This window comes from Microcoleus sp. C2D2, assembly GCF_036702495.1.
Classification (GTDB): Bacteria; Cyanobacteriota; Cyanobacteriia; order Cyanobacteriales; family Microcoleaceae; genus Microcoleus.
In genome coordinates this window covers 1-26,420 of sequence record NZ_JAUBTO010000123.1, presented here as the reverse complement: position 1 = coordinate 26,420, position 26,420 = coordinate 1, and the positions used below count along the sequence as shown (strand labels likewise).

At 48.4% G+C, this 26,420-nt stretch carries 18 protein-coding genes and 2 pseudogenes; 9 read left to right on the top strand and 11 right to left on the bottom strand.

The window, feature by feature from the left end:
• Positions 1-79: 79 nt before the first annotated feature.
• On the bottom strand, positions 80-721 hold the full coding sequence (locus QUB61_RS29315) for a phosphoribosylanthranilate isomerase (RefSeq protein ID WP_333133437.1): 642 nt from the start codon (positions 719-721) through the stop codon (positions 80-82).
• A gap of 133 nt (positions 722-854) precedes the next feature.
• Between QUB61_RS29315 and psaK the strand changes: the two genes are divergently transcribed.
• The 4 genes from psaK (at position 855) to QUB61_RS29295 (ending at position 5,332) form a co-directional block, all read left to right on the top strand.
• Entirely contained in the window at positions 855-1,139 is a 285-nt protein-coding gene (gene psaK / locus QUB61_RS29310) for a photosystem I reaction center subunit PsaK (RefSeq protein WP_333133454.1), read from the top strand.
• A gap of 80 nt (positions 1,140-1,219) precedes the next feature.
• Positions 1,220-2,416: a site-2 protease family protein gene (locus tag QUB61_RS29305; RefSeq protein WP_333133438.1), complete on the top strand. Its 1,197-nt coding sequence runs from the start codon at positions 1,220-1,222 to the stop codon at positions 2,414-2,416.
• Positions 2,417-2,497: 81 nt separating this feature from the next.
• The gene (locus QUB61_RS29300; protein WP_333133439.1) at positions 2,498-4,447 is read left to right on the top strand and encodes an adenylate/guanylate cyclase domain-containing protein; all 1,950 of its coding nucleotides are present in this window, start codon (positions 2,498-2,500) and stop codon (positions 4,445-4,447) included.
• 27 nt (positions 4,448-4,474) lie between these two features.
• Complete coding sequence (locus QUB61_RS29295) at positions 4,475-5,332, top strand: DUF928 domain-containing protein (protein ID WP_333133440.1); 858 nt, start codon at positions 4,475-4,477, stop codon at positions 5,330-5,332.
• 50 nt (positions 5,333-5,382) lie between these two features.
• On the opposite strand, the gene QUB61_RS29290 is transcribed toward QUB61_RS29295, so the two are convergent.
• Positions 5,383-6,162: a biotin/lipoate A/B protein ligase family protein gene (locus QUB61_RS29290; RefSeq protein ID WP_333133441.1), complete on the bottom strand. Its 780-nt coding sequence runs from the start codon at positions 6,160-6,162 to the stop codon at positions 5,383-5,385.
• Between the two features lie 144 nt (positions 6,163-6,306).
• Between QUB61_RS29290 and QUB61_RS29285 the strand changes: the two genes are divergently transcribed.
• Together QUB61_RS29285 and QUB61_RS29280 are read left to right on the top strand one after the other, a co-directional pair.
• Positions 6,307-6,633, top strand: coding sequence for a thioredoxin domain-containing protein (locus QUB61_RS29285; RefSeq protein WP_333133442.1), 327 nt, complete (start codon positions 6,307-6,309; stop codon positions 6,631-6,633).
• 246 nt (positions 6,634-6,879) lie between these two features.
• On the top strand, positions 6,880-8,145 hold the full coding sequence (locus QUB61_RS29280) for an LL-diaminopimelate aminotransferase (RefSeq protein WP_333133443.1): 1,266 nt from the start codon (positions 6,880-6,882) through the stop codon (positions 8,143-8,145).
• Positions 8,146-8,785: 640 nt separating this feature from the next.
• Here QUB61_RS29280 and QUB61_RS29275 read toward each other — a convergent pair.
• Together QUB61_RS29275 and surE are read right to left on the bottom strand one after the other, a co-directional pair.
• Positions 8,786-9,184 (bottom strand): hypothetical protein, encoded by a 399-nt coding sequence (locus QUB61_RS29275; RefSeq protein WP_333133444.1) that lies wholly within the window; start codon positions 9,182-9,184, stop codon positions 8,786-8,788.
• 127 nt (positions 9,185-9,311) lie between these two features.
• Positions 9,312-10,118 carry a 5'/3'-nucleotidase SurE gene (gene surE / locus QUB61_RS29270; RefSeq protein ID WP_333133445.1) on the bottom strand — a complete coding sequence of 269 codons (807 nt, stop codon included), beginning with the start codon at positions 10,116-10,118 and terminating at the stop codon, positions 9,312-9,314.
• A gap of 209 nt (positions 10,119-10,327) precedes the next feature.
• Between surE and pheS the strand changes: the two genes are divergently transcribed.
• Positions 10,328-11,332, top strand: coding sequence for a phenylalanine--tRNA ligase subunit alpha (gene pheS, locus QUB61_RS29265; RefSeq protein WP_333133446.1), 1,005 nt, complete (start codon positions 10,328-10,330; stop codon positions 11,330-11,332).
• Positions 11,333-11,552: 220 nt separating this feature from the next.
• Here pheS and QUB61_RS29260 read toward each other — a convergent pair whose 3' ends face one another.
• On the bottom strand, positions 11,553-12,023 hold the full coding sequence (locus QUB61_RS29260; RefSeq protein WP_333133447.1) for a hypothetical protein: 471 nt from the start codon (positions 12,021-12,023) through the stop codon (positions 11,553-11,555).
• A gap of 723 nt (positions 12,024-12,746) precedes the next feature.
• On the opposite strand from QUB61_RS29260, the pseudogene QUB61_RS29255 reads away from it, so the two are divergent.
• Positions 12,747-13,011 (top strand): annotated as a pseudogene (locus QUB61_RS29255) (zinc ribbon domain-containing protein); the annotation flags it as partial.
• 80 nt (positions 13,012-13,091) lie between these two features.
• Here QUB61_RS29255 and QUB61_RS29250 read toward each other — a convergent pair.
• Positions 13,092-16,613, bottom strand: coding sequence for a response regulator (locus QUB61_RS29250; protein WP_333133448.1), 3,522 nt, complete (start codon positions 16,611-16,613; stop codon positions 13,092-13,094).
• Positions 16,614-17,597: 984 nt separating this feature from the next.
• Positions 17,598-17,894, bottom strand: coding sequence for a hypothetical protein (locus tag QUB61_RS29245; protein WP_333133449.1), 297 nt, complete (start codon positions 17,892-17,894; stop codon positions 17,598-17,600).
• Between the two features lie 465 nt (positions 17,895-18,359).
• Between QUB61_RS29245 and QUB61_RS29240 the strand changes: the two genes are divergently transcribed.
• On the top strand, positions 18,360-18,983 hold the full coding sequence (locus QUB61_RS29240) for a GNAT family N-acetyltransferase (RefSeq protein ID WP_333133450.1): 624 nt from the start codon (positions 18,360-18,362) through the stop codon (positions 18,981-18,983).
• A gap of 1,207 nt (positions 18,984-20,190) precedes the next feature.
• On the opposite strand, the gene QUB61_RS29235 is transcribed toward QUB61_RS29240, so the two are convergent.
• From QUB61_RS29235 to QUB61_RS29220, 4 genes and pseudogenes are all read right to left on the bottom strand, one after another.
• A complete protein-coding gene (locus QUB61_RS29235) occupies positions 20,191-20,505 on the bottom strand; it encodes a zinc ribbon domain-containing protein (RefSeq protein ID WP_333190236.1) in 315 nt (104 codons plus the stop codon).
• Between the two features lie 19 nt (positions 20,506-20,524).
• The gene (locus tag QUB61_RS29230; RefSeq protein ID WP_333133452.1) at positions 20,525-21,469 is read right to left on the bottom strand and encodes a transposase; all 945 of its coding nucleotides are present in this window, start codon (positions 21,467-21,469) and stop codon (positions 20,525-20,527) included.
• A gap of 49 nt (positions 21,470-21,518) precedes the next feature.
• A complete protein-coding gene (locus QUB61_RS29225) occupies positions 21,519-21,626 on the bottom strand; it encodes a helix-turn-helix domain-containing protein (protein ID WP_333133453.1) in 108 nt (35 codons plus the stop codon).
• Positions 21,627-22,162: 536 nt separating this feature from the next.
• Positions 22,163-26,420 (bottom strand): annotated as a pseudogene (locus QUB61_RS29220) (DUF4347 domain-containing protein); the annotation flags it as partial.

Below are 26,420 nucleotides of genomic sequence, written 5' to 3'. Positions count from 1 at the left end.
CCCATCCCACAAGAGTTATTTTTTCTTGTGGGATGGGCCGAAGAGCCCGTCCTATTTATTTTTGCAAGAGGTCTAATGATTAGCAAGTTGACTTAATGAGAGCAAACAACTGCGCAACTTTGGTCAAATCTTTATCTCCCGGCGCTTTTTCTACGCCGCTAGAAAGGTCAACACCGCTGAAGTTATTGCCGCTGGCGCTATCAATTGCATTTAAAACATTATCCGCTGTTAAACCGCCCGCCAGCAGCCAAGGACACTGCGGTCTAAACTCTGCTAACATCATCCAGTCGATCGTTTTTCCAGTACCGCCGAGTTGATGGGGATGGTAAGCATCGAGCAGTAAAGTATCGACACGAACAGCGTAAATAGCTGCCGTCTCTAGAGTTTCAGGAGTCTTAACTCTCAAAGCTTTGATAATTTCAATTCCCGGCAACAACTCCCGCAGCCGATCGCAATATTCCGGTGTTTCATCTCCGTGCAACTGCACCCCGCTTAAATTTGACTCGGCTGCTACTTGACAGATATTTTTTATTGTGGTATCGGCAAAAACGCCGATGCGATCGACATTTTCCGGCAACTGCTCGACAATGAGGCGAATAGTTTCTGGGCTGACATAGCGAGGGGAAGCCGGCACGCAGATAAACCCCAAAGCTTGGGCTCCCAAGCGGGCGATGGCAATTCCTTGGTCTAATTTAGTAATTCCGCAAATTTTAACCCGCACTCTTCCTCCTCGGTTCCGAATTTGTATCAAAATATCAACGAATTGTTAACTATTAAAACAAATCTTAGTTTAATGCAAACCGCTTTTTATAATCTGGGAAATCAATTTATTTGTGAAATCAGGAGATAAAAACATGATCGGCTCATCTTTGCTGTTAGCCGTACAATCTACCGCTCCCTCAACGCCGGAGTGGTCGCCAATGGTAGGACTGACAATGATTTTATGCAATTTGCTGGCGATCGCGATCGGCTACTACGGCATAAACAAGCAAAACCGAGGCAAGGGCCCAGCTTTACCCCTTGTAGTACCTGGATTGTTCAAAGGCTTCGGCATACCAGAATTGCTGGCAACAACCAGCTTCGGCCACTTGCTCGGAGCCGGAGTAATCTTGGGCTTGGGTAACGCCGGAGTTCTGTAAAACTCTGGGGAAAGGCAAAGGCAAGGGGCAGAAAAGATATAATAGAAACTCTTTCTTGCTCCCCTTTCCCAGGAAATTTCATGCAGACAGGTTGGCGAATCGGCTCTTTATTTGGCATCCCCCTAGTTATAGATTACTCGTGGTTTATAATTTTAGCCTTAGCAACCCGCGAATACGCCAGCAGTTACCGCGTGTGGGGGCCTGGGCTCTCCTGGAGTGCGGGGTTGGCAATAGCTCTGCTGCTGTTTGGTTCCGTGCTCTTGCACGAACTCGGACACAGCTTGGCGGCGATATCGCAAGGCATTAAAGTTAATTCTATTACCTTATTCTTATTTGGTGGAATTGCATCAATTGACTCGGAATCAAAAACTCCCAGTCAAGCTTTTCAAGTAGCCATTGCCGGCCCTCTCGTCAGCTTGGCGCTATTTTTAATCCTCGGTTTGGGTTCTCAAGTTCTCCCTCCGAAAAGTTTGCTGGCAATGGTAACCGAAAGGGTAGCAGTAATCAATCTCGTTTTGGGATTATTTAACTTAATTCCGGGTCTGCCTTTGGACGGAGGACAAGTTTTAAAAGCAGCAATTTGGAAAATAACAGGCTCTCGATTTGTCGGCGTTCGCTGGGCGGCAAAAACAGGACAAGTTTTAGGTTGGGTGGCCGTGGTTTTGGGTCTGAGTTTATGCTTGTTAGCGCGCGAGTACGGTGGCTTGTGGATTGCGCTGATCGGCTCTTTTGCGATTCGTAATGCCCTAGCCTACAGCCGCCTTGCGGGATTGCAAGAAGCCTTGATTAAAATTAAAGCCGGCGAGGCGATGAGCCGCGAGTTTCGAGTTGTAGATGCAGATTTGACTCTGCGAGAATTTGCCGATCGATATTTGTTAGAAGTGAATCCGTTTCCATTTTACATTGCGGCGACCAACGGCCGGGATTTGGGCTTAGTGTCGATCGACGATATCCGATTGACAGAACGCAGTCAATGGCAACTTCAGACATTGCACAACATTTTGAAACCCCTGGGAAAAATCCCCACAGTCTCCGAAAAAGCATCCATCGCAGAAGTAGTTAACAGCATGGAAGCCCGTCAACTCCCCCGAATCCTCGTCCTCTCGCCGATTGGTTCAGTAGCAGGGACGATCGATCGGGGTGACGTGGTTAAAGTTTTGGCAACATACCTCAAACCCCAAATTTCAATCGCCGACATCAAGCGCAGCAAAGAAGAAAACAGCTATCCGCAGGGATTGCAGTTAAGTGCGATCGCCAAAACAGTACAAGACAATTAAAAATTGGGCATCTGTAAAGGGCATTAGTGACAAGTTAAGATGTAGCACACTTTGTCAATGAAGGTTCAAACAAAAATTTTTATGCCCAAATTCTTTAAGAGAATTTATCATAAATTGGGGGAGAGATGTTGGAAACAATTAACTCATTCCTTCGCCTTCGCTGACTTGCAACCTCTTGCTATTACCTGCATTGCCGTGACGGTAACTCTATTGGGAGTGCGGCATTTAGGCTGGTTGCAGCCACTGGAATTAAATGCTTTCGACCTCATGGTGCAGTTGCGGCCCGAGCCGGGTCTTGACCCCAGGTTGCTAATAGTTGAAATCACAGAGCAAGATATTAAGGCTTTTAAAAAATGGCCACTTTCTGATGGAGTTTTAGCAAAAGCGCTCGCCGAAATAGCGCGTCTTGAACCCACCGCTATTGGTCTGGATATAATTCGCGACATTCCCTACGAGCCGGGGAATGCAGAATTAGCAACTCAATTGAAAAACCCCAAAGTATTTCCGATTACCTTCATGGGCAACTCAAAGTACGATCGAGTGCAGCCACCTCCCAATATACCAGACAAGCAGGTAGGATTTAACGATGTAGTCCTCGATCCTGATGGTAGAGTGCGTCGCAATTTGATGTTTGCTGCAGAGGATAAAACGACACTTACTTCATTTTCAATGCGACTAGCTTTTGCCTATTTGGATAGCAAAAAAATAGATTCTAAAATAACAGAGAAAGAAGAAATAGAGGCAAATAAAACAGTATTTTCCAAGTTGCGACCGGACTCAGGAGGTTATCAAAACATTAATGCCCAAGCCTATCAAGTCCTACTAAATTATCGCTCTGCTACAAATATAGCAAAGAGCGTGACACTAACTCAAGTTTTGGCTCGAAAAGTTGATCCTAAATTGGTGAAGGGTAAAATAGTGCTAATAGGCGTTACCGCCCTAACTGTAAAAGATCTCTTTTCCACCCCTTACAGCGCTACTGCAAGGGGAAACCGCCTGATGCCTGGGGTATTAATTCACGCCACGGCCACCAGCCAAATTCTCAGTGCAGTTTTAGAGGGCAAAGGGCTATTTTGGTATTGGGACGAATGGCAAGAAATTCTCTGGATCGCAGTTTGGAGTGCAGTGGGCGGCTGTTTAGCTTGGCGCGTCGAAAAATCGCTGAATTTAATCGCGATCGCGATCTCCGCTTGCGCCTCATTATTCGGATTCACCTTTTTCCTATTCATGCAACAGGGGTGGATACCTCTAATCGCTCCAGCCCTGGCACTTTTAATCACCGCAGGAGTCGCAGTCATCTATAAGTACGAGCAGTCGAGGCAACAGCAAGGGATTGTGATGAAATTATTAGGACAACAAACTTCACCCGCGATCGCAAATGCCCTGTGGAAAGAACGCGTCCATCTACTCGAATCAGGGTTATTGCCGGGCCAAAAAGTTACTGCTACCATCATCCTCACCGACTTGCAGGGTTTTAGTACAATCTGCGAAAAACTACCGCCAGAAGTAGTAATGAGTTGGTTAAATGAGTATTTATCCGCAATGGCCCAAGAAGTCCAAGCACATCAAGGCGTGATTAATAAATTTACCGGAGATGGAATGCTGGCAGTATTTGGCGTACCCATTCCCCGCACCACTCCACAAGAAATTGCAGAAGATGCTCGCCTCGCCGTATCTTGCGCTGTAGCCATCAGTTCCCGCTTGCCAGAAATGAATCAAAATTGGCTCGCTCGCGGTTTGCCATCGGCAAAAATGCGAGTAGGCATCTTTACAGGGCCTGTGATGGTGGGTAGTCTCGGAGGCACAACCCGTTTAGAATATGGAGTGATCGGCGACAGCGTAAATATTGCCTCTCGGCTCGAAAGCTGCCAAAAGGAGCGGCAAGAGGACACTTGCCGGATATTGATTGCAGAAGAGACCTTACTGCATCTGGCCGACAAATTTGAAGTAGAATCTTGGGGAGCTTTGCCTTTAAAAGGCAGGGAACAAAAAGTTAATGTCTACCGGATTTTGGGAAGGAAAAAGAAATAAAAAGAGAGAATCTATCCCTAAAAAATCATGAAACTAATGAAAATAATTACTAAGTTTATCCTCAATCTGACATCAGTTGGCTCAATAGTATTGATCGCCACACTTAACGGTTCCCAATTTGCAGTTATGGGACAGCCGACTCCAAGGTTACCAGACGGCAAGCCAGACACTGGACCGGGAGGGCCGCGCTTCAACGGACAGCCGGTTCCAAGCTTACCAGACGGCAAGCCAGCCACTGAATCGGGAGGGCCGCGCTTCATTCAGCCTACTGAAGATATCGACGATCTGCCCGCTGGAACAGTAAGATCTTTGCGCGGTGGCTGCGCGAGCAGCAGTCAGCTAAGTCTCACAGCCTTAGTGCCTAAAAATAAGATCGGACGGACTGTTTCCGACTATCCAACATTCTTTTTCTACTTGCCTCAAACAGAGGCGGAATTAGCCGAATTTATCCTAGAAGATGAAAGCGGCAACCAGATTTATCAACAGGATCTCACAATTAAGAATTTATCAGGGGTGATCGGCGTTAGTATCCCCGCTAAGACAAATGTGCCGCCCTTGGAAGTAGGCAAAAAGTACACTTGGAAATTTACAGTGGTTTGCGACGCTGACGACAGATCGAGCGATCAGCTCGAAAGCGGTGTTGTACGGCGAGTTGAACTCAGTGCAGATATCCTCAGTCAATTAGAGAATGCCGATCCGCGCCAGAAAACTTTTATTTATGCTAAGAATGGAATTTGGCAAGATGCCCTCAGCAATCTAGCTGCAGCTCGTCGCGCTAATCCTAATGAGCCAGTGTTCCAGACTGATTGGGAAAGCTTGCTGGATTCTGTGACATTGGGCGAAATTGCCAAAAAGCCGATCGTTGAAATTGAGCCGCAGCCCTAGAGGAGTTTTCCGATTTTAGATTGGCGATTTTAGCCAGATACCCAACTTCTTCAAGAAGTTGGGTATCTAATATATTTTCCTTCTTCCTTCTTCCTTCTTCCTTCAACATCTGCTATAGCCTGCCATTCCTCTTCTGAAAGCGGCTGCACCTCCAACTCAATTTCAAAACAGCGACAAGCCGCCGCACTCAAAACCTCAATTACAGTTGCAATCAAATCATCTCCCCCTTCAGATAGAGGTAATTGCACAGGAATTAATTCTTCCCCAAACACTTGAGAAAACAAACTAGCATCCGGCTGCAAACGCATGGAACCGTGCTGCAAAATAGCATCACCCCGTCGCAATTGGGCGCTACCAATTAACTTGCAGCCATCAAGTGTAACTAAATCTGCACCTGTGGCAGTACCAAAACAATTCGGATTGTGAATATAACCCCGTCCAGCTTCTCCGTAGTGCAAATCCAAACCCATCGCCCTCCAACCCTCAATCAAAAACTCGCAAATAGTCTGATAAGCTTTCAGGCGGCTGCTGGCAAATCCCGACGCCACAACTGCATAGGTTAAATCACCCTGGTGGAGCACGGCGCGCCCGCCGCTGGGCCTCCGGACCAACTCTACAGGTATTCCCCGCCAAGACAACTGCTGCCAAAACTCCGGCCATCGCCGCTGGTGGTAGCCCAAGGAAATCGCCGCCGGTTGCCAAGTGTAAAATCGCAGAGTTGGCGGATTTTTCCCGGCTAGATGCTGTTCCAGCAGCCATTGGTCGATCGCCATCTGCACGCTACCAGACGCCGACAACAGTGGAATTAAACGCCATACAGAATTATCCATCAGTTCTCAGTCCTGAGTTTGCACTCAATAATTCACAGAATGTTTTAAAATTAGTAACAGTTTTTTGGGCCTGTCTTCTCAGTTCGTGCAAGTTTCACGCCCGCCGGTGCTTTAGAAATAAATAGAAAAAATAATCGCAGAACCATGAGCAACAGTGTAATTGTCATTAACGACGAAAACTTTGAAACAGAAGTCCTGGAAGCAGAGGAACCAGTGCTTGCCTATTTTTGGGCTACTTGGTGCGGGCCTTGCAGACTGACCGCGCCTGCGGTAGACTCGGTAGCCACTAACTACAGCGATCGGCTGAAAGTGGTTAAAATGGAAATTGACTCCAATCCTAATACTGTCACGGAGTATAAAGTACATGGAGTCCCAGCTTTCATGCTGTTTAAAAATGCCGAAGTAGTGCTTTCTCACGAGGGAGCTATTCCTGAAGGAAAATTGCTCAGTTTGCTCGACCCTCACTTATAAAGTTTGGAAATGAGTTGGGACTTGGAAACTCCCAACTCCCAACTCCCAACTTACAATTATAGCAATCGCAAATATTTTTTTTAACATCTCTCTTTTCTCCTCGATCTTCCTCTCTACTCTGCGCCTGCGTAGCGCCAAGAGCGGTTAGTAAAAAAAAAATCATAAAGCAGCAAATAAAACTGCCATATAAAATAATAATTAACCAGATAAAACCATTCATAAAACTTGTCAAAAAATACAAAAAATATGCAATTTGCTAAACGTTTAGAGCCACTGAAATTTAATGTATTTGCCGCTATGGATCGGGCAAAAGCTCAAGCTAGAGCAGCGGGGCAGAGTGTGATTGACTTGTCTCTGGGTTCTTCGGATTTGCCGGCGGCTGCTCACATTACAGATGCGATCGCCCGATCGTTGTCTGACTCCAAAACTCACGGTTATTTGCTCTTTAACGGGACAAGAGATTTCCGGGAAGCGGCAGCTTGCTGGTACGAGAAAAAATTTGGCATTTCAGTCAATCCAGAAACAGAAGTGCTGCCGTTAATTGGTTCCCAAGAAGGCACGGCGCATCTGCCTTTAGCTGTACTCAACCCCGGAGATTTTGCTTTGCTGCTCGATCCGGGCTATCCTTCCCACGCGGGCGGTGTGCATTTGGCAGGCGGTCAAATTTATCCGATGCCGCTGCGGGCAGAAAATGCGTTTTTGCCGATATTGGAAGATATTCCGACAGCAGTGCTGAGTCAGTCGAAGATGATGGTTTTGAGCTATCCTCACAATCCTACAACTGCGATCGCCCCGCTGGCTTTTTTTGAGAAAGCAGTGGCTTTTTGTCGGGAACACCGGCTTGTTTTAGTTCACGATTTCCCTTATGTGGATTTGGTGTTTGACGATCGCAATTCTGGATCTAAAATAGAGGTAGAGGCTCAGCCTCTGGATATGCATTACCAGGCAGAGCCTGGTAATGAGGAAGAATATCGAAAATTGATGGCGCCGTCAATTTTTATGGCAGATAGAGATAAGAGTGTGGCGATCGAGTTTTTTACACTATCCAAATCGTACAGTATGGGAGGTTTTCGAGTCGGATATGCGATCGGCAATTCCGAACTAATTGCAGCACTGCGACAGGTAAAAGCCGCAGTGGACTTCAACCAATACCGAGGGATTTTGAACGGAGCGATCTCCGCATTAACTGGCCCTCAAGATACCGTCAGAACCAGCGTAGAAACCTTCAGAAAACGGCGGGATGCCTTTGTAAAAGCGCTGCAGGGCATTGGGTGGCTAGTACCCGTACCAGAGGCCACCATGTACGTTTGGGCTCGACTGCCGGAACCTTGGGCTGAAGATTCCGTAAAATTTTGCACACAGCTAGCACAGAGTACAGGAGTCGCCGCTTCCCCCGGTGCCGGTTTCGGGAAATCAGGAGAAGGCTACGTGCGATTTGCCTTAGTCGAGTCGCCAGCAATTTTGGAAGCAGCAGTTAGAAAAATTGCTGAGTTTCAAAAGAGAGCGATTTGACACTCAAGCGGGCCGGGGCCACGATAGATTCAAGAATCGATCGGTGTGTAACCCTCAAAGGCCTTGTCAAGGTGCCTCGTTAGGCTCAAAACAACTGACTTTCGCCGCTGCAATTGCGCTTACTTTTGATATGGGAATTTACTTTCGCCGGAGCTCGCGCTTGCCAGTTAGGTGCGCTCAACAATTACTATTACTCGTTCAACCAGTCTACGGCAATAGCGACACAAGCTCAATCAGGAATTTCACCTTATTAATTATTGTTTCGACACGCAGACAGTTATTCTTACTTGCTCCTAACTTATAGGAAAAGATTAATGAGGAATAAATTCCCTCGCGTCGTCTTTCCTCAAGCGGGGCCAAGGCACTGAGCTTCCCGACTACCGTATTATTTTTGTGATATGTGTCAACTTAACCCGAAACACCGTTTTGAGACTTAATTCCACCGGACTCGAGCTTTGAGGCAGGGGTTTTAACCCCTGCCGGACTAGGGTTTTGACGTTTTTGGGAACACGATGAAGGGCTCGGTGCCTAAGTCCTTACCTGCACCTCAAGATTGGTGCAACTGCTAAAATATTGTGATTTATACCTAAAGGAATAGATATTTGCACGGAGTATCTGTCACAATTTCTGTTAACAAATGTTACGGGGAGACATCTTGGGAATTAGCAGTTCCGCTCACCCACTCTAAAAATCCTTGAAATGAATTCTCTCGGGGTAGGGATTTTTCCGTAGCGGCGATCGCACATCCAAAAAATACCACACTGCCCAAAATTGCAATCAGCGGAAAATGCTTGCCCAGCCCAAAGTCGCGCTGAATGCGAGCTAGGGGGCGGCTCTCGCGCCTGAGCATCTTTCCCACCGTCAGTTGTTTAAGACTAAAAGGATCGCGCACAAAATGACCACTCCAGCTAATTACTAAATGAGAATGGCAGTGGGGACAAGTGAATAGTCCGCTAACCATCCCGACTGGGCCTACGACGCTGGAACGGTTGCAGATCGGGCAAGTGAGAGAATGAGTGTTATAGGTAGGAGCGTTCATAACTGTTTTTCTTGAGTAAAAAAAACCAACAACTAATGGGGAGCCTGTGTTAACGCCTAAGGTATAGACCTTTATAGGCACTTTTCCTTAATTCCTAGTTTACCGCTCGGATCGGGTCGATGGCAGCTCACTGCTTCGGAAAATCTTCAAATTGCCAATCCCGCAACGAGTGCAAGTCGGGAACACAGGTGAGATTGTATTGCAGCGGAGTAACGGTTATTCTGTTGTCGCGAATAGCTTGTACGTCCGTAGGAATATTGTGCGAGATCGCCGAATCGCGGATATCTTCTACATCTTCTAACAATTCCCCAGCCAGCCAATAATAAGTTTTGCCGCGCGGATCGGTGCGCTTTTGAAATATGTCGAAATAGCGGCGAATGCCTTGACGGGCGATGGTAACTCCGGTAATTTCTGCTTGTGTGACTGCTGGTATGTTGACATTCAACAGCACCGGTTTCGGCATTGGCTGTTTTTCCAACTGTGACAGCAAGTTGACAGCGAAATCCACTGCCGGCCCAAATTCCTGCGAAGTATAGCTCGCGAGGCTGAAAGCAATGCTGGGAATGCCTTCCATAATTCCTTCCATTGCAGCAGAAACCGTGCCCGAACAGATGATGTCCGTGCCTAAATTGGGCCCGTGGTTGATACCGGAAAGGACAAAATCGGGCGGTTTGTCAAGTAAAGCCCACAAAGCGAGTTTCACGCAGTCGGCGGGAGTACCCGAACAGGCCCAAGCTTGGACTGCGGGATCAAAAATAGATTCGATAATTTCGGCGCGGATGGGTTGGTGCAGGGTGAGGCCGTGGCCGGTAGCGGACCGCTCTCTGTCGGGACAAACTACGCTCACGTGGTGACCGGCGGCGGCAAGAGCGTTGGCGAGGCTGCGGATGCCTTGTGCAAAGATGCCGTCGTCGTTGCTAATTAAAAGTTTCATCGAAATTTTTATAGGCCTGATAACAATACTAAACTAGATTCAACTAGGGCGATCGCCCTAACATCGAATTACCTATTACGAATTATCCGTAACTACCGAAAATCTAAAATCTAAAATCAACAAAACTGTCGAGCCAAAATTGCGCTAAACTCAGCTTGGCTCAAAACTGCCATCAATCTAAAATCTAAAATCTAAAATCTAAAATCCAAATGACTGTCCAGCTAAGCGACATTGAAACTCAACTAGAAATTCTCGGTCAAGAGTCCAAAAGTGCGATCGCCACTGCCAATACCCTCGAACAACTCGAACAGTTGCGCGTCGGCTACCTCGGCAAAAAAGGTCAACTTTCTCAAATTTTAGGCATGATGGGCAAACTGTCGCCAGACCAGCGGCCCAAAGTAGGTGCGATCGGCAATACTGTCAAAGAAGCCCTGCAAGCCGATTTAGAAGACAAGCGGGCCGCCCTCCAAACCGCCCAAATCCAAGCCAAATTAGCCTCAGAAACCATCGATGTCACCATGCCGGGGATTTTTCGCCCCCAAGGTCGCGTTCACCCATTAAACGCCGTCATAGACCGCGCTCTCGATATCTTTGTCGGCCTCGGCTACACCGTCGCCAACGGCCCGGAAATGGAAACAGATTATTATAACTTCGAGGCGCTGAACACCCCGCCAGACCACCCTGCGCGGGATATGCAAGATACATTTTACTTGCCCGGAGGCGACTTGCTGCGGACTCAGACATCATCGGTGCAAATTCGCTACATGGAACAGCACAAACCGCCGATTCGGATTGTCTCTCCCGGCCGCGTTTACCGCCGCGATACTGTTGATGCTACTCACGCGGCAGTTTTCCACCAAATTGAACTTTTAGCAATTGATGAAGGTCTGACATTTACTGACTTGAAAGGCACGATTAAAGAGTTTTTGCGGCAAATGTTCGGGCAAGATTTGCCGATCCGTTTCCGCACCAGTTACTTTCCCTTTACCGAACCTTCTGCCGAAGTTGATTTGCAGTGGAACGGCAAATGGCTGGAAGTTTTGGGCTGCGGAACGGTCGATCCTAACGTTCTTAAAGGAGTCGGTTTAGATCCAGAAAAATATACTGGGTTTGCGGCCGGTTTTGGTGTCGAGCGGTTCGCAATGGTACTTTATGAAATCGACGACATTCGCCGGGTTTATGCTAGCGATTTGCGCTTTTTGCGGCAATTTTAAAGAATGGCTTGGGGTTGGTTCTCCAAACCCTGTAGAGATTTTGATTAATGTACATCAATCTTTCAGTTTCAAGTAAGTAAGTGCAAATAAACATCAGTTGGGGAGAGGGCGGGTTCTGCAACGATCGACTCGCCCTTACTGTAGATAAGCACTAAAGCCACCCCTACAAGCCCCCTGCAAGATATTATTGTTTTTTTGCGCTTACCTACTTATTTATGGTCTAGTTGCTAAAAGCATCCTTGATGCTGTCAACAGCGCGCTCTACAGCATTCTTGGTATTATCTACTGCTTTCTGAGTACGAGCTGAATCTTCCGATGCTCTTTTCTCAATTGTGGCCGCATCTTTCTTAGCTTTGCGCTCTACCAAACTACCATCATCCGATGCTCGATCGACTTTAGCAGCATTTGTCCTGGCAGTTTCCTTAACCTTCTCTTCTGTATCTCGGATGAAGTTCTTGGTTCGTCCAGCATCTTTGCTGGCTTTTTCTTGAACCGTATCGCCCGTATCTGCTGCTGCGATTAAGTTTACTGCAGGAGAAGCCATTGCTGCGGTGTTCGAGAAAAACGCACCCTGCCAAACGAAGGTCATCGCTGACACGCAAAGCACAGTTGCAGCCATCCAGCGCCCGACAGTCGAAAGCCGTTGCGTAAAAGAATTGAGTTTCATACAATACACAGTGAGATATGACATTCTATTTGTACTCGATCGGAGCGATCGGCTCAACCATTCTCTAGATAGAGGTTATCCTGCGACGAGCTGTGAAAAAATTTCCCTCTTTTGATAGATAGAAGCAAGGAAGGTCAGTCAATTTTAGATTTTAGATTTTAGATTTTAGATTTTAGATTTGACTCACCGCCGCTATTTGGAAGCTTTAACTTTGGTCAGTCAATTAAAGATTAAAGATTAAAGATTAAACAATTGACTCCACAGCCGGAACCCCGAGCCGCGCGCTTAAGTATGTAGACGGGAAAAATAATCTTTATGTAACTAAACATTAACTAGCGTGATTTAAATTAAATTTAACACGTTGTGTACGGTCAGTAGGTAGGCGCAAATAAACTTTAGTATGTCATAGACTGTAAAGCTATCATAAATCTGGCGATTGCTTTCATCACAGCTCGCTGCTAAGGAGCGTTTCACGGAGTCAGGTTCGCTTTCGACTACATATAGCGGTTCTCAAAAAAGTGAGGTATGCCCACGGAGGCCACGGAGGCCACGGAGGCCACGGAGGCCACGGAGGCCATGAGTACCTCATATGAGAGCTCGAAAGGCTATACATATTTTCCCACTCATCTACTTATCTACCACAATTTTGGGGTGAGAGCCTCGCCCATAAGCAGGCGAATTTAATTAATCTTAAGAAACTTCTTAACGATTTTTAGAGCGGCTGTCTACTCAGCTAAGGAGGAGACTTGCTTTAAACGCGGTGTATTTTCCCAAAAAGTAGACGCCAAAAAGACGAGCCATATCTGTCCTAATTGTCTTAATGAAACAGGCAAAAAAGAGTTATCAGAACGAGTTCTCTCGTGTCACCATTGCGGCTATACAACCGACAGAGATAGTGCAGCCGCACAAGTAGTGCTCAAGCGAGGGCTGGCAGCCGTAGATAGGGTCAAGATGCACCGCACGAGGTAAATTCATGGGAATCTCTGCGAAGCAAGAATTCCCACATCTTTAGGCCCGGGAGTGTCAAGAATAGGTGGTTTTCGAGATTGTGTGTGGGATGTCAATATATAATACTTAACAAACAACTAATGATTAATCACAATTCAGGAGAAAAGTCAATACCGTTTCATCAATTCCCTTTAGTTTCAGTGGCTTATATTTAATAATTCGATTTTCCTCCACATAATCTGCAACCGCCGCCGAAATTAGCACAGTGTTTGGTTCCGTCGCCTCTTGCAACCGGGCGGCAATATTCACGCTCGGCCCGATCGCAGTATAATCCGATCGGTCGGGGCCACCAAACATCCCCACCACCGCAGTACCCTGGTGAATTCCGCAGCGAAACCGCAGCGCAGGCACCCCATTTTCCCCAACAATTCCCTGCTCCAACCAGCGCTTGTTAAGCTCCTGGAGAGATAGCAGCATTTGCCTTGCAGCAGCTATAGCGCGGCGTACTTGCTCGTTAGGGGTTAGTTCCTCCGGCGCGCCAAACAAAGCCATTACCGCATCTCCGACAAACTTGTCCACCGTACCGCCGCTGTCAAAAATAGCCTTAGTCATTGCCGCCAAATATTCATTCAACAGCTCAGCTATCCGGCGCGAGCGCAGGGTATTTGACATTTGAGTAAAACCGACAATATCGCTAAACAAAATAGTAATCAATCGCGGTTCCGGGCGCAAATCCAAGGCCAAATCTCCAGCCGCTGCGGCCTTCACCATCGACGGCGGCAAAAATCGGCGCAGCACCGACTCAGTTAAATAACTGTTCAACTCTTTCACTCGGCGCTCGTTTTGTTTGAGGGCGAGCAAATTCCGCACTTCCGCCAACAATTCTCGATCGTTAAAAGGCTTGGACAAATAAGCATCAGCACCCCGTTCTACTCCTTCAATTCGAGTATCTTCGTCGGCTTTAGCAGTTAGCAAAATTACCGGAGTTCCTTGCAATTCCTCATCTTCTCGAATCATCCGAATCAAATCCAAACCCGAGATCAAAGGCATCATCAAATCTGTTACAATTAAATTAGGGTGGCGTTTTTTAGCCACGGCAAATCCTTCTTGTCCATGGCGGGCGACCAAAACTGCAAAGCCGGAATCTCGCAGAATTGCCGATACATAAAAGCGCAAATCGGGATTGTCGTCAACCACCAAAACCGTTCCCACTACTTTTTCTGAGCTGATCGGTTCGAGCGCCTCAAAGTTATAATTTTCTGCATCATTTTCCGACAAATCCGCCTCCACATCTGCCAGTTCCACTGCAGCTTTGGATGAGTGAAACTCCGCAGGTATTTCTAGTACCTGGTCCGGGGGCAAGTGAGTCGAACCGAAGTGCAGCCAAACGGTAAAAGTAGTACCTTCGCCGTAAACTGACTCAACGGAAATTTTACCGCCGTGGAGTTCGACTAATTCTTTGACAAGTGCCAAACCTAAACCGCTGCCTTCGTAGGAACGGCTGGCAGAACCTTCGGCTTGGCGAAAGCGCTCGAATAAATAGGGAATTTGTTCGGTGCGAATGCCGATACCAGTGTCTTTTACTTGCAACAAGCAGTGAGCGCCGGCCGATTCAACTTTCAGCGTGATCTTTCCGCCTTCAGGGGTGAATTTGACAGCATTTGATAGCAGGTTGTAAATAACTTTGTCAAATCTTTCAAGATCCAAATAAAGTAAAGGACATTCTTGCAATTGGGTAATTAAGTGCAGTCCTTTTTTCTCGCAGTAGGCGCGGAACGACTCTGCGGTAGAGTAACAGAAACCGACCAAATCGCAGGGGCGGAAACTCGGCTGCATCCGTCCGGCATCGAGCCGCTGCAAGTCCAGCAGTTGATTTACCAAGCGCAGGAGGCGGCGGGAATTGCGCAAAGCGATTACGGCTTGTTGGTAGGGCAAGTCTTCTTTGCGCCTGCAAGCTGATTCCAGAGGACCGATAGTTAGAGTTAGAGGCGTGCGGAACTCGTGGGAGATATTTTGGAAAAACTCGGTTTTGAGCCGATCGGCTTCCAGAAGCCGTTCTGCCTGCTGTCTGGTAGTCTGGTAGAGGCGCGACTGCTGCACGGCCAGAGCAGCTTGAGTTGCGACTATTTGAGCCAGGTCAATATCTGAGATGTTCCAGTGGCGGATGCTTTGATTTTGGCGCAGGGTAATGCTGCCGATGATTTTGCCTTCACACAGCAAGGGAACGACTAACAGGGCGCGGGCGGGGGCTCGAACTTGCAGTTCTGTAACATTTAACTCGGGGTGTTCGTTGAGGTCTTCGATCGCCACCGGCTCTTTTGATACCATAAGTTGCAGCAACACCGGATTGCCCCGAATCGGCACCAAAGACTGCGGCAGGGAAGGATGGGCAAAAACCCAGGCGCGAACGTTACCAGCAGCATCGGCAGAAGTCGTCGAGGGGCCAGGAGGGTTGGCAACTACCTCTAGATTGTTAAAACCCTGTTCTACAGCCACAGTATCCCTAGTTGTGTCGTATAGCCCCACGCATTGGACGTATTCATCATCTTCTGTCCACAGAGATAGGGCGCAGCCGTCAACTTGCAAAGCTTGGGCGAGCTGTTGAGTAATGGCTGCAAAAATATTTTGGGGATCGAGACTCGATCGAATTGCCGTAGTAATAGTATTGACTAAGGCCTCGCGCTTGGCCAGCGCCCGCACCCGTTCGTAAGCCCGGGCTTGAGAAAGCGCCAAAGCGGCTTGGTCAGCCACCGTAATTACCAACTGTACCTCGTGGTCTTGCCACTGGCGCGGTCGATCGAACTGGTGCAGCGCCAAGACTGCCATCAGTTCGATTTTGTAAAATAGCGGTACGATCAAGCTCGATCGAATATTCGCAGCTTTGTAAGCCTGCTGCCGCTGCTGATTATCCCAGTTTAAAACTCGAGCGTCAGTTTGGGCATCTTGAATCACCTCCACATCCACAGTTTCCCAAACCAAATCCGGCAGCAAATCCGGGGAGAGTTCCGCAGCATTCGCACCGACAGGCGTGACCTCCTCATCGCCCCCCAACCCTTTAGTTTCTGCCTTCTGGTAAACGAACCACTCATCGGTCACCCGGCCGTCTTGGAACGGCCGCAGCAGACAGCAACTCACCTCAAACATCTGCCCGACGCTTTCGACAATTCTTTGCAGCATTTGCTGGTAATTGGGAGCCGAGCGGATAGAATTGGTAACGGCATAAAGCAGCGATTCTTGGCTCAAAGCCCTGCGCAGTTCATTGGTGCGCGTTTTCAGAAGAATGTGAGTCTCAACAGCTTGACTGACAAGATTCATGAGCTCTTGAGCATCCCAAGGCTTGGTAACGTATTTGAATACTTTGCCAGCGTTAATAGCTTCAACTAAATCTTCAACATCCGTATAGCCAGTTAAAATAATTCGGATCACGTCGGGGTATTTAGCCGCCGTCAGGCTGAGAAACTCCGTACCGCTCATTTTTGGCATTCGCTGGTCGGAGATAATCACCGCCACTTCTCCCTGTTTTGCCAAAATTTCCAGGGCAGCGGGGCCTGATTCGGCTCTGAGCACTTTGTAGTCTCGATGGAAGGTACGGTAAAGCAAGTCGAGGTTATCCGGTTCGTCATCGACGATCAGAATTTTTAGCTTAGGATTTTGTTGGGAATTCATGCACCGTTCTCCTGTGCCCCGGGGCTGTTCTATTTAAAAAGTCTGATTGAAGGAAGAATTCGCCGATTTTAATTGTTGAAGTCATACCATTTTCGATTTGAGATTTAAAGGTGAGGAATGACTTATGAAATAAGGCTTGGGAGTTTGCCTAAACTGCCATTATTTTGGGAAAATGGTATCACAATAATTCGTGGATATGAAGTTGTTGTGACTGTGCCGAGGCAAGCACCAACCTGGTTTTTTGATGTCTGGGTTTTCAATTCGGAATTCTTCTGAGCCACAGTTATATGTGGTGCACCCCAATTTTATTATTGAATGATATTCACATAAACTCCTCTCCCGAGAAGTTTTCTTGACCCCTTACCTCTATGCAGCAGGAGAGCAAACATGAATCTGCCACTTTTAACTGCCGTCTGGATATTTCAGAATACATAGGAATAACCGTCGTGATTGTGAGTTGATTTACCAAATTTATGTTTGATTCTGGCTCCTGGGCCTGTTTTATTTGGTATGTGAAAGCTGCCTGCTGCACGATACAATAGAAAACCCACATCTTTGCCTGTGTTTTTCCCCACAGGTAGCAGCAACTTTAACAGTCAGCCTGCAGATACGGGCCGCAATCCGGCGCCTTGCCCCTGACTGCTATTCGGGGGTGGCCCACAGACAACAGAGGCGTCTGTGGGAGTGACGCAATTGCTGTACCATTTTAGTTAGACTTGCACTTTTTTCCCCCATCGCGGCATTTTTTCTGGATCCAGCAGACCTTCGACAAGCCAATTACTGCGACCAAACACCGCAAGCCAGAGCATCCATCTGTTAATCTTAGCTAGGGATGTACTTTGTGGAAACCTGTCAGTCGATTTAGATTTGAGATTTGAGATTTTAGATTTACTCCACAGATGAATCGCGGAGCTTGAACTAGGGTCGAAAATTTTGATCTCTCCACGACGAGTGTCGGGGGGTTGTATCGGTTTTTGGGCGGGGTCAATCAGCTCGATCGAGGTTTTGAAGGTCTCTCGCGCGCGCTGCAGAGTATCGCAACCAGAGTATCGCAACCAGAGTATCGAGCCGACGGGGGAAAACCCCCGCAGACTGTTTCCAAGCATCCAAATTTAAATGGGACGGTTGGGAGAGTACCCCCTGGCGCAACAGGCGCCGGCCGGTGCGATGGGGGACGGCCGATGGATTGCCCAGAACTGCTGAAAGCTTGGTTGCCAGGCTAAAAGGTCGGCGGTGAACATCCGAGGCGCGAACGCGCCCGGTGTTAGTCTGGCCACTCAAGAGAGTTTTTAAATTACCGCTTGAGGGATAAATTATATTCGATCGGGTATTTCCGCAAGCAGAGAGGGGTAGGATTCCGCGAACCTGACCTCAAAACCTTTTTGATTGTTTGTAATACCTTTCGGCGTTGCTGTCGCGCATTTAATTTGTAAGCTACTGTTTACTTAAACTCTTGTGGCGCAGGCACGAAAGCCCGCGATCGAGCTTCAATTTAAATGCTAAATAGCTGAGCCACAAATGTAGTATTAGGGGATGGCTTTTATTTGGTCATAAATCGAGTATTAAATACTAAAAACTTCCAATTTACATCATAATACTACTTAAAGTCAAGCAAAAAAAATGTTATTTAATCTTGCTAATAAACTATGTCTATAAGTTAGGTTATAAGATCAGTATAACATCAGTGAACTTTCTAAGAGGGCAGCTTAGAAACCCGTAGAAAAATTAATATAGTGGCCTGGCATTGTGAATCCTTCCTTTTTTTCCTCACCATCTCACGAACAACAAACTCCCGGACTTTCTGGTTTTTCGATCCGGGTGGCTGCGCCGAACGACTTGACGCAGCTAGCTGATATTTTGGCCATGAGCTTTCACTCCGGCGAGGGGTTTGTAGAATGGGTGTATCCGGTGTTGCGTTTGGGTATTTACGAAGATTTAAAAAATCGACTGCGTTCTAAGGCAGAACATTACATTTGTCTGGTTGCTGAGCTAGTCTCGCGCGAGGAGGGAACGCATAATTATAGATCGCACCGAGCTCAATGCATAACAGGAACAATAGAAATGGCTCTGCGTTCTCGCTTCCCTTGGCAAATCCCGAGTTCTGACTATCCTTATTTGTCGAATTTAGCGGTTCACCCAGAATACCGGCGGCAGGGAGTTGCTCAACAATTGCTCAGCAACTGCGAGGAGACAGCCAGAGAATGGGGATTTTCTGAGATTTACCTCCACGTTCTGGAAAATAATCACGCGGCGCGACAGTTGTACTATCGGGCAGGCTATCGCTTGCAACAGGTGGATTGGAATTGGACTGGTTGGCTGTTGGGCCAGCCGCGCCGGCTGTTTTTACGCAAGCAGATTTCGCTCTCCTAAGCTAAGTATTTGAATTGATCGTGGAGAATTTGGACGAAGCAGGAAAAAGGAAAAAACAGCTATCCCTGTATCTGTGACTTCCGGATCGTGAATCAATGGAATTGGTAAGTGCGATTCGTTCGCAGCCTAATACATAAGCTGCGGTGAGAGAGAAAGGCTAGAACCTTGAAAATCTCATAACTGTTCCTTGGATGGAGGTGCGAACCCTCCCCTCTAAGGTTAGGAGTGACTCCCTATCTGTCCACGCCGAGGTTAATCACCAGAGCGAAGCTGGAGGCAGGGCGCAATCAGTGCTGAATCAGATTAGGCACACTGGCGCTAATGGGGAGATGCTATTGGTGAACATACAGTGAAGCACCTGAAAAAACGTCTTATTCCAGAGCGGGAATCTGAACCTAAAATCCCAACTCCATCACCTACAAACCCGCAGCAATATTTACCGATTAGCTGCATAACTTTGGGTTGGTGATAGGCGAAATGGTGACACCTAAAGCATCAAAACAATCTAAGGGACGGAACGAAGAAAAACGACTCTAACCTCTCAGGGCTGACAACCTGAGTGGAGGGAAATGATTAACCCCTTATCGGAAAGAGACGGGTAGGATGAGGGCGGAAACTGCCCTCGGCAACCAAGAAATCTAGAAATGGATTAGACCATGCGTAGACGAACGGACTGAATGTGCCTCAAGTACATAATACCAAGGGAAAGGTATCAGGACGTATTGACGCTGACGGGTAAGCTCCCAAACTCCGATGAACGGCTAAGAAAAGACTAGATGAAACGCAGACCTAATATAAGGAAAACGTCGGTCATGCGAACAAGTTAGATGGACTGAAGCTATAACTGCCTAGCTTACAGGGGAATGCAAAACTCCAAACGTTCGGAAGACTCAAGACGGTGGCACGATGGAAGTCAATTCCTGAAAATGGTTCGTGAATGGGATTTGGGTCATTAGCCCGTTACCCGATGGTTGCTAGGAGCCGGATGCGGCGAAAGTCGCACGTCCGGTTCTGAAGGAGAGGTGCATCGCAGTAATGCGGACATCGACTCTAACTAGGGAATTGCGACGTAGAAGGAAGAAGTATTTAGTTATCTAGGAGATTAGGAAAAAAACAGCTATCCGTGTATCCTTGACTTCCGGATCGTGAATCAATGGAATGGGGAATTAGTGATGAGTTTGAGTTTCCTAGTGAACGAACCTGACGGTCAACGGATTACCGTTAGACCGCAGGCTTCTTTTTCCTTTTTTGCAAAGGCTTTTTTGAGTGACGAAGTTCCCCCGCCACTTTCATGATTTAGACCAATTTTCTTTATGAGTTTAGCTGAATTTTCATCTCTATCCAGAGACTCTCCACATTGACAATAGTGCCACCGATCCGACAATTCTTTCTGGACTTTATTGAGGCAATTCCAGCAATATTGAGAAGTTCCTTTCGGGTCAACAAATAAAACGCTTTTACCCAATTTCCCAGCAACGTATTTGAGGACAGTAGCGAATTGCCCATGAGCAGCATCAAGCATTGATTTATTCAAGCCACTTTTAGCTGATTGGCCTAACGGCCAAGTAAACCAAGTTGCCATTCTCAATATCGGTCTTGGGCTTGGCACGTCTAGTCAGATTTTTGATACTCAAATCTTCAACAACTAAAACAGCACATTTACTAAATAACTCATGTGCTGTTTTAAACTGAAAATCTAATCTAGCTCTAGCTATGAACTGATGGAGTTTGGAAATCTTGTCCTTGATAATCTTCCAAGGCTTAGAACCCTTAACTTTACCAGCTAGTTTTGATTGAAGTCTTGCTAATTTCTCAGCAGATTTTCTCAAAAATCTAGGATTTTCAACTTTTTCACCATTGGAAAGGTAAACGTAATTAGTAATTCCCAAATCAATACCAAGAGTGTTTTCTTCGGTCGGTTGAATTTCTGCAACCGTTACGGGAACAGTTTTATCTTCTAGCGTCAGAGAAATGTACCACCCATCCGCTTCTCTGATAACTGTTCCCGTCTTGACCTTAAATCCTGTTGGTATTGAACGGTGAAAGACCATCGGTACTTGACCTATATTTGCGAGGTCAATACAAATCCTATTTTGCTCATCCTTGACAATATCTAAGTTGTCTAATTGAGGATAAGTGAAAGATTTGTAGTAGTGAAATCCTTTGAATCTGGGCTTGCCTCTACGATTTCCGTTTTGGTCGGGTGTGGTAAAGTTTGAGAAGGAAGTTTCCACTCTGTTTACGACATCCTGCCAAACCTGAGAATCTAACACTTTATAATCAGGAAATAGCTTTTTTGTGTTTTTCAGGTCGGCAAGCTGTATCGTCTGCCACTGTACGTATCCGCCTTCAATATTCGAGAAAGTATCACCTTTTTTGGTTAAACAATTGCCTGATTCATCCTTTTTTCTGCCATCTCTAGTTTGCACCCTGGTTAATGGAATATTCTGATAAATCTCCTCAACAGGAACTATCGAAACAATCAAGGGGCAAGCGTTTATAGGTGTTCTCGTGGCTTCCCACCATCTAAATCTTTCACGCTCGTCGGTAGTTGTACTGCCGACGACAGAGTTCTACATGAGCCACAATTGTTACTAATTGGGCTTTGGTGGGTTTGAGGCGGTATTTGTATGTCAGTTGCATCAGAAACTTCCTTTTTTCGACCTACTTCAATGTATCATTTATTCAATTTAATGTTTAGAAAGTACATTAAAGTTAAAGATACTCGCAATGTCTAATTGTCGGCTTCCGTCCGCGACAACCGACGCTTCTGGACATCCCTGCGGTAATTTATTCGGGGTACGGGGCGCAGCGCTCAGATATATCCCCTCTAAATATACCGAGGGACTTCCCGGCTGTTAGTTAAATCCGATCGCACCACCCCAATAAAATTGGTTTGTAGTAAAAACGTGAGCTACCAACCCTTGTGTACCTTGGGACACCTGAAAACCGCGATACAAAGTTATACCAAACCCGGCTTGAATGCGCCCTTATTCTTTAGTCTCGAGCGAGAGGGACGAAAGGCAAGTATAAGAGCGGTTTCAAACGCCGAGTGCTATAAAGTTTCTCACCCGGATTGAGTATTGTGAGGAACGCCACAGAAGTTTTGATCGGCTGTGGCGTTTTGTTCGGAGAATAGGGGACTTTCGCTGCCTATTCTAACCTTCAGAGCGTAATATCTATGATAGGAAATCCGAGGAGCCGATCGCCCCGTTAACCCCAACCAGATTCGCTAAAACCCGATCGGTTCCTGCTAGTCGCAGCAACGTACCGTTCGGAGTGGCGGTAAATTGCAACTGCTGGAAACTGTGCCCATCGCTCAAAACAAACTTATCGACGCCTACCTCGAAGTTAATGACAGTATCAGTACCGCCATCGGCCCTCAACCCAAATCGATCGCTCCCAATACCTCCAATTAAAGTATCCTCGCCCAAGTTGCCAAACAGCCAGTCATCTCCAGCGCCCCCATTGAGAAGGTCGTTATCTTTACCACCAATCAGAGTATCGCTGCCAGCCTCTGCGTTGATAGTATCTTGCCCTTCGTTGCCGTAGAGCAAGTCATCGCCTGCACCGCCGTTGATACAGTCTTGCTGGTCGTTTGCGCCCACCGAGACACCCCGGTTATCAGCACGATCGCCATAGATGGTATCGTTGCCCTCGCCACCGCAGAGTTCATCGCTGCCGTCACCGCCGTAAATCAAGTCGTCGCCCTCATCTCCGTTTATGAGGTCGTTAGCTTTGCCGCCGTAAATCAAGTCGTTGTCTTCACCGCCACTGATGGTATCTTCAGCTTCATCGCCGAACAGCACATCAGCACCGCTGCCGCCAAAGAGCAAGTCCCGGCCGCCAATATCTTTAGCTCGACTTCGAGCAGCGCCGTACATGGTGTCGTCGCCACTGTCGCCGACAAGCGTATCAGAGCCAAGTTCGCCCCAAATCAAATCCCGATCTTTGCCACCCCAAACACAATCATTGCCTTTACCTGCTTGCACGGTATCATTACCCTGGCCGCCGCCGATGATGTCGTTGTCGCTGCCGCCAAAGATTAAGTCTTGTTCGCCGATATCGCCGATTGACTGGGAACTGCCACTGTCGCCGAGCAGAGTATCGGCTCCTTCGCCGCCGTAGAGGGTATCAGAGCCTAATTGACCGTAGATCGCGTCATTGCCTTTACCGGAGTAAGCGCGATCGTTATCTTTGCCTGTAACGAGCGTATCGTTGCCTTGTTGGCCGTGGAGGAAGTCGTTGCCGAAGCCTCCGTACAGCAAGTCCTGTCCTTGGGAGTCGCTGGCCATTTTGTCGCCGATGCCGCCAAACAAGGTGTCCGAGCCGATGCCACCCAACAAGGTATCCGAGCCGAGTTCGCCCCAAATTAAGTCATTTTCTTTACCTCCAAGGGCAATATCGTCAGCTTTGCCGGTATGGATGGTATCCTCGCCCTCGTTGCCGTTAATCAGGTCTGCACCGTTGCCTCCGAAGATTAAATCGCCATTGTTCTGAGCACTGCTGGAGTTATCGCCGCCGTTGTCTCCCAAAATCGTATCGGCACCTTCATCTCCAAACAGGGTGTCAGAGCCTAAGTCGCCGGCAATCCAGTCGTTTTGTGTGCCGGAGAATACGATATCGTTGCCCTCGTCTCCGTAAACAATATCGGTGTCAGTGCCCCCCACAATCGTGTCATTGTCTTCGTTTCCGTAAATTTCGTCGGCGCCGTCTTCACCTAAAAGCAGGTCGTTGCCTTCAAAACCGACGATTTTTTGGTTGCCTTTGGTGTCCGCGATGAAGTCATCGCCGTTAGTTCCTTTGGTGGTTTGTCCCTCGGAAAATTGTGAAATCGGGCGGACAAATCCAACTGCGGGCGGTTGCTGCGGGGGCGCAAAGTTAATTCCCGGTTTTTCAATAATGGGCTGACACCCACAGTCGGTATTTGGTTCGGCGATCGGATTTGAGACGATCGGCGTTGGTGTGGGCGTTGGTGTAGGCGTTGGTGCGGGCGTTGGCGCCACCCCCGGCAAGATAGCGACAACAGTAGCGGGAGCGGGACTGATGGCGCCGCCGTTGTCTGTAGCGCTGTAGGTGAAAGTGGTTCCTGTAAAGTTGGCAGTCGTCAATAAAAATAGTTTCTGCAACTCTTCCGGAGTCACGACTTGACCGGCCCTCACCGGAACGCCACCGTTGGCGGGATCTCCTAAATACAGGACTGCTTGGTCTGCAGGGGGCAGGGTGTTGATGATGTAAGAGGCGATCGTCCCGTCGGTGTCGCTTCCTCCCAATCCCGTGACTAACGTGCTGCTGTTGGCCGCCAGGCTGGAGTTAACATTCTGGGCAACTGGCGGTAGGTTGTTCGTTGGAGGTATGAGCGCCACAGTAGCGGTAGCGGGACTGGTGGCGCCGCTGTTGTCTGTAGCGCTGTAGGTGAAATTGGTTCCTGTAAAGTTGGCCGTCGTCAATACAAATAATAGTTGCTGCACCTGTGCCGGAGTCAGGACTTGACCGGGTGTCACCGGAACGCCACCGTTGCCGGGATCTCCTAAATACAGGACTGCTTGGTCTGCAGGGGGCAGGGTGTTGATGGTGTAAGAGACGATCGACCCGTCGGGGTCGCTCCCTCCCAATCCCGTGACTGACCTGCTGCTGTTGGGCGGCAGGCTGGAGTTAGCATTGTTGGCAACTGGCGGTTCGTTGAGAGTTGGAGTAGGTCCTGGTGTCGGAGTTGGAGTAGGTCCTGGTGTCGGAGTTGGAGTAGGTCCTGGTGTCGGAGTTGGCGCCCCCTGCTGGGAAACAACAGCAACAGTAGCGGGAGCGGGACTGATGGCGCCGCCGTTGTCTGTAGCGCTGTAGGTGAAATTGGTTCCTGTAAAGTTGCCCGTCGTCGATACAAATAGTCGCTGCACCTGTTCCGGAGTCAGGACTTGACCGGCCCTCACCGGAACGCCACCGTTGGCGGGATCTCCTAAAAACAGGACTGCTTGGTCTGCAGGGGGCAGGGTGTTGATGGTATAAGAGGCGATCGTCCCGTCGGGGTCGCTTCCTCCCAATCCCGTGAGTAACCTGCTGCTGTTGGGCGTCTGTCTGGAGTTAGCATTGTTGGCAACTGGCGGTTCGTTGGAACTTGGAAGTATGACCCCCACAGTAGCGTTAGCGGGACTGGTGGCGCCGCTGTTGTCTGTAGCGCTGTAGGTGAAAGTGGTTCCTGTAAAGTTGCCCGTCGTCGATATAAATAGTCGCTCCAACTCTTCCGGAGTCAGGACTTGACCGGCCCTCACCGGAACGCCACCGTTGTCGGGATCTCCTAAATACAGGACTGCTTGGTCTGCAGGGGGCAGGGTGGTGATCGTGTAAGAGGCGATCGTCCCGTCGGTGTCGCTTCCTCCCAATCCCGTGACTGGCCTGCTGCTGTTGGGAGGCAGGCTGGAGTTAGCATTGTTGGCAACTGGCGGTTCGTTGAGAGTTGGAGTTATGAGCGCCACAGTAGCGTTAGCGGGACTGGTGGCGCCGCTGTTGTCTGTAGCGCTGTAGGTGAAATTGGTTCCTGTAAAGTTGCCCGTCGTCGATACAAATAGTCGCTCCAACTCGTCCGGAGTCAGGACTTGACCGGCCCTCACCGGAACGCCACCGTTGGCGGGATCTCCTAAATACAGGACTGCTTGGTCTGCAGGGGGCAGGGTGTCGATGGTATAAGAGACGATCGACCCGTCGGTGTCGCTTCCTCCCAATCCCGTGAGTAACCTGCTGCTGTTGGGAGGCAGGCTGGAGTTAGCATTGTTGGCAACTGGCGGTTCGTTGAGAGTTGGAGTCGGTGTCGGTGTCGGTGTCGGTGTCAGAGTTGTGGTGACTGTAGCAGTCGGACTGCCACCGTTATTGTTGCCCGGAGTGGGGTCTGGGGTGCTGGAACTACTGCTGGCGGTGTTGCTGACGCTGCCGGAGTTGGGTGCGACAAAGCTGACGGTGTTGGCTACCGCAGCAGCACCGCTGGCCAAGCTGGCTATCGGTGGGAAGGTGACAATGCCAGTAGTTGCATTGTACGTGCCGCCGTTGGAGACGACTACCGATGTTAAGCCCGGAACGATGCTGTCAGTAATTGTGACGTCCGTCGCTGTGCTTGGCCCGATGTTTTGCGTCGAAATCGTGTAAGTAACTGTTGAGCCTGGGGCCGCCGTCGCTGGTCCGGTTTTGGTGGTAACGACATCTGCCTGGGGGGTGATATTTGTGGTGACTGTAGAAGTCGGACTGCCACCGTTATTGTTGCCCGGAGTCGGGTCTGGGGTGCTGGAACTACTGCTGGCGGTGTTGCTGACGCTGCCGGAGTTGGGTGCGACAAAGCTGACGGTGTTGGCTACCGCAGCAGCAGCACCGATGTCCAAGCTGGCTATCGGTGGGAAGGTGACAATGCCAGTAGTTGCATTGTACGTGCCGCCGTTGGAGACGACTACCGAT

Bases quoted from the DNA above. Each gene is read 5' to 3' on its own strand.
- QUB61_RS29250 (WP_333133448.1), bottom strand. From the start codon at position 16,613: ATGAATTCCCAACAAAATCCTAAGCTAAAAATTCTGATCGTCGATGAC.
- QUB61_RS29225 (WP_333133453.1), bottom strand. From the start codon at position 21,626: ATGCAACTGACATACAAATACCGCCTCAAACCCACCAAAGCCCAATTA.
- QUB61_RS29295 (WP_333133440.1), top strand. From the start codon at position 4,475: ATGAAACTAATGAAAATAATTACTAAGTTTATCCTCAATCTGACATCA.
- QUB61_RS29290 (WP_333133441.1), bottom strand. From the start codon at position 6,162: ATGGATAATTCTGTATGGCGTTTAATTCCACTGTTGTCGGCGTCTGGT.
- QUB61_RS29305 (WP_333133438.1), top strand. From the start codon at position 1,220: ATGCAGACAGGTTGGCGAATCGGCTCTTTATTTGGCATCCCCCTAGTT.
- QUB61_RS29260 (WP_333133447.1), bottom strand. From the start codon at position 12,023: ATGTCATATCTCACTGTGTATTGTATGAAACTCAATTCTTTTACGCAA.
- psaK (WP_333133454.1), top strand. From the start codon at position 855: ATGATCGGCTCATCTTTGCTGTTAGCCGTACAATCTACCGCTCCCTCA.
- QUB61_RS29280 (WP_333133443.1), top strand. From the start codon at position 6,880: ATGCAATTTGCTAAACGTTTAGAGCCACTGAAATTTAATGTATTTGCC.
- QUB61_RS29275 (WP_333133444.1), bottom strand. From the start codon at position 9,184: ATGAACGCTCCTACCTATAACACTCATTCTCTCACTTGCCCGATCTGC.
- QUB61_RS29300 (WP_333133439.1), top strand. From the start codon at position 2,498: ATGCCCAAATTCTTTAAGAGAATTTATCATAAATTGGGGGAGAGATGT.
- pheS (WP_333133446.1), top strand. From the start codon at position 10,328: ATGACTGTCCAGCTAAGCGACATTGAAACTCAACTAGAAATTCTCGGT.
- QUB61_RS29235 (WP_333190236.1), bottom strand. From the start codon at position 20,505: ATGCTTGATGCTGCTCATGGGCAATTCGCTACTGTCCTCAAATACGTT.
- surE (WP_333133445.1), bottom strand. From the start codon at position 10,118: ATGAAACTTTTAATTAGCAACGACGACGGCATCTTTGCACAAGGCATC.
- QUB61_RS29285 (WP_333133442.1), top strand. From the start codon at position 6,307: ATGAGCAACAGTGTAATTGTCATTAACGACGAAAACTTTGAAACAGAA.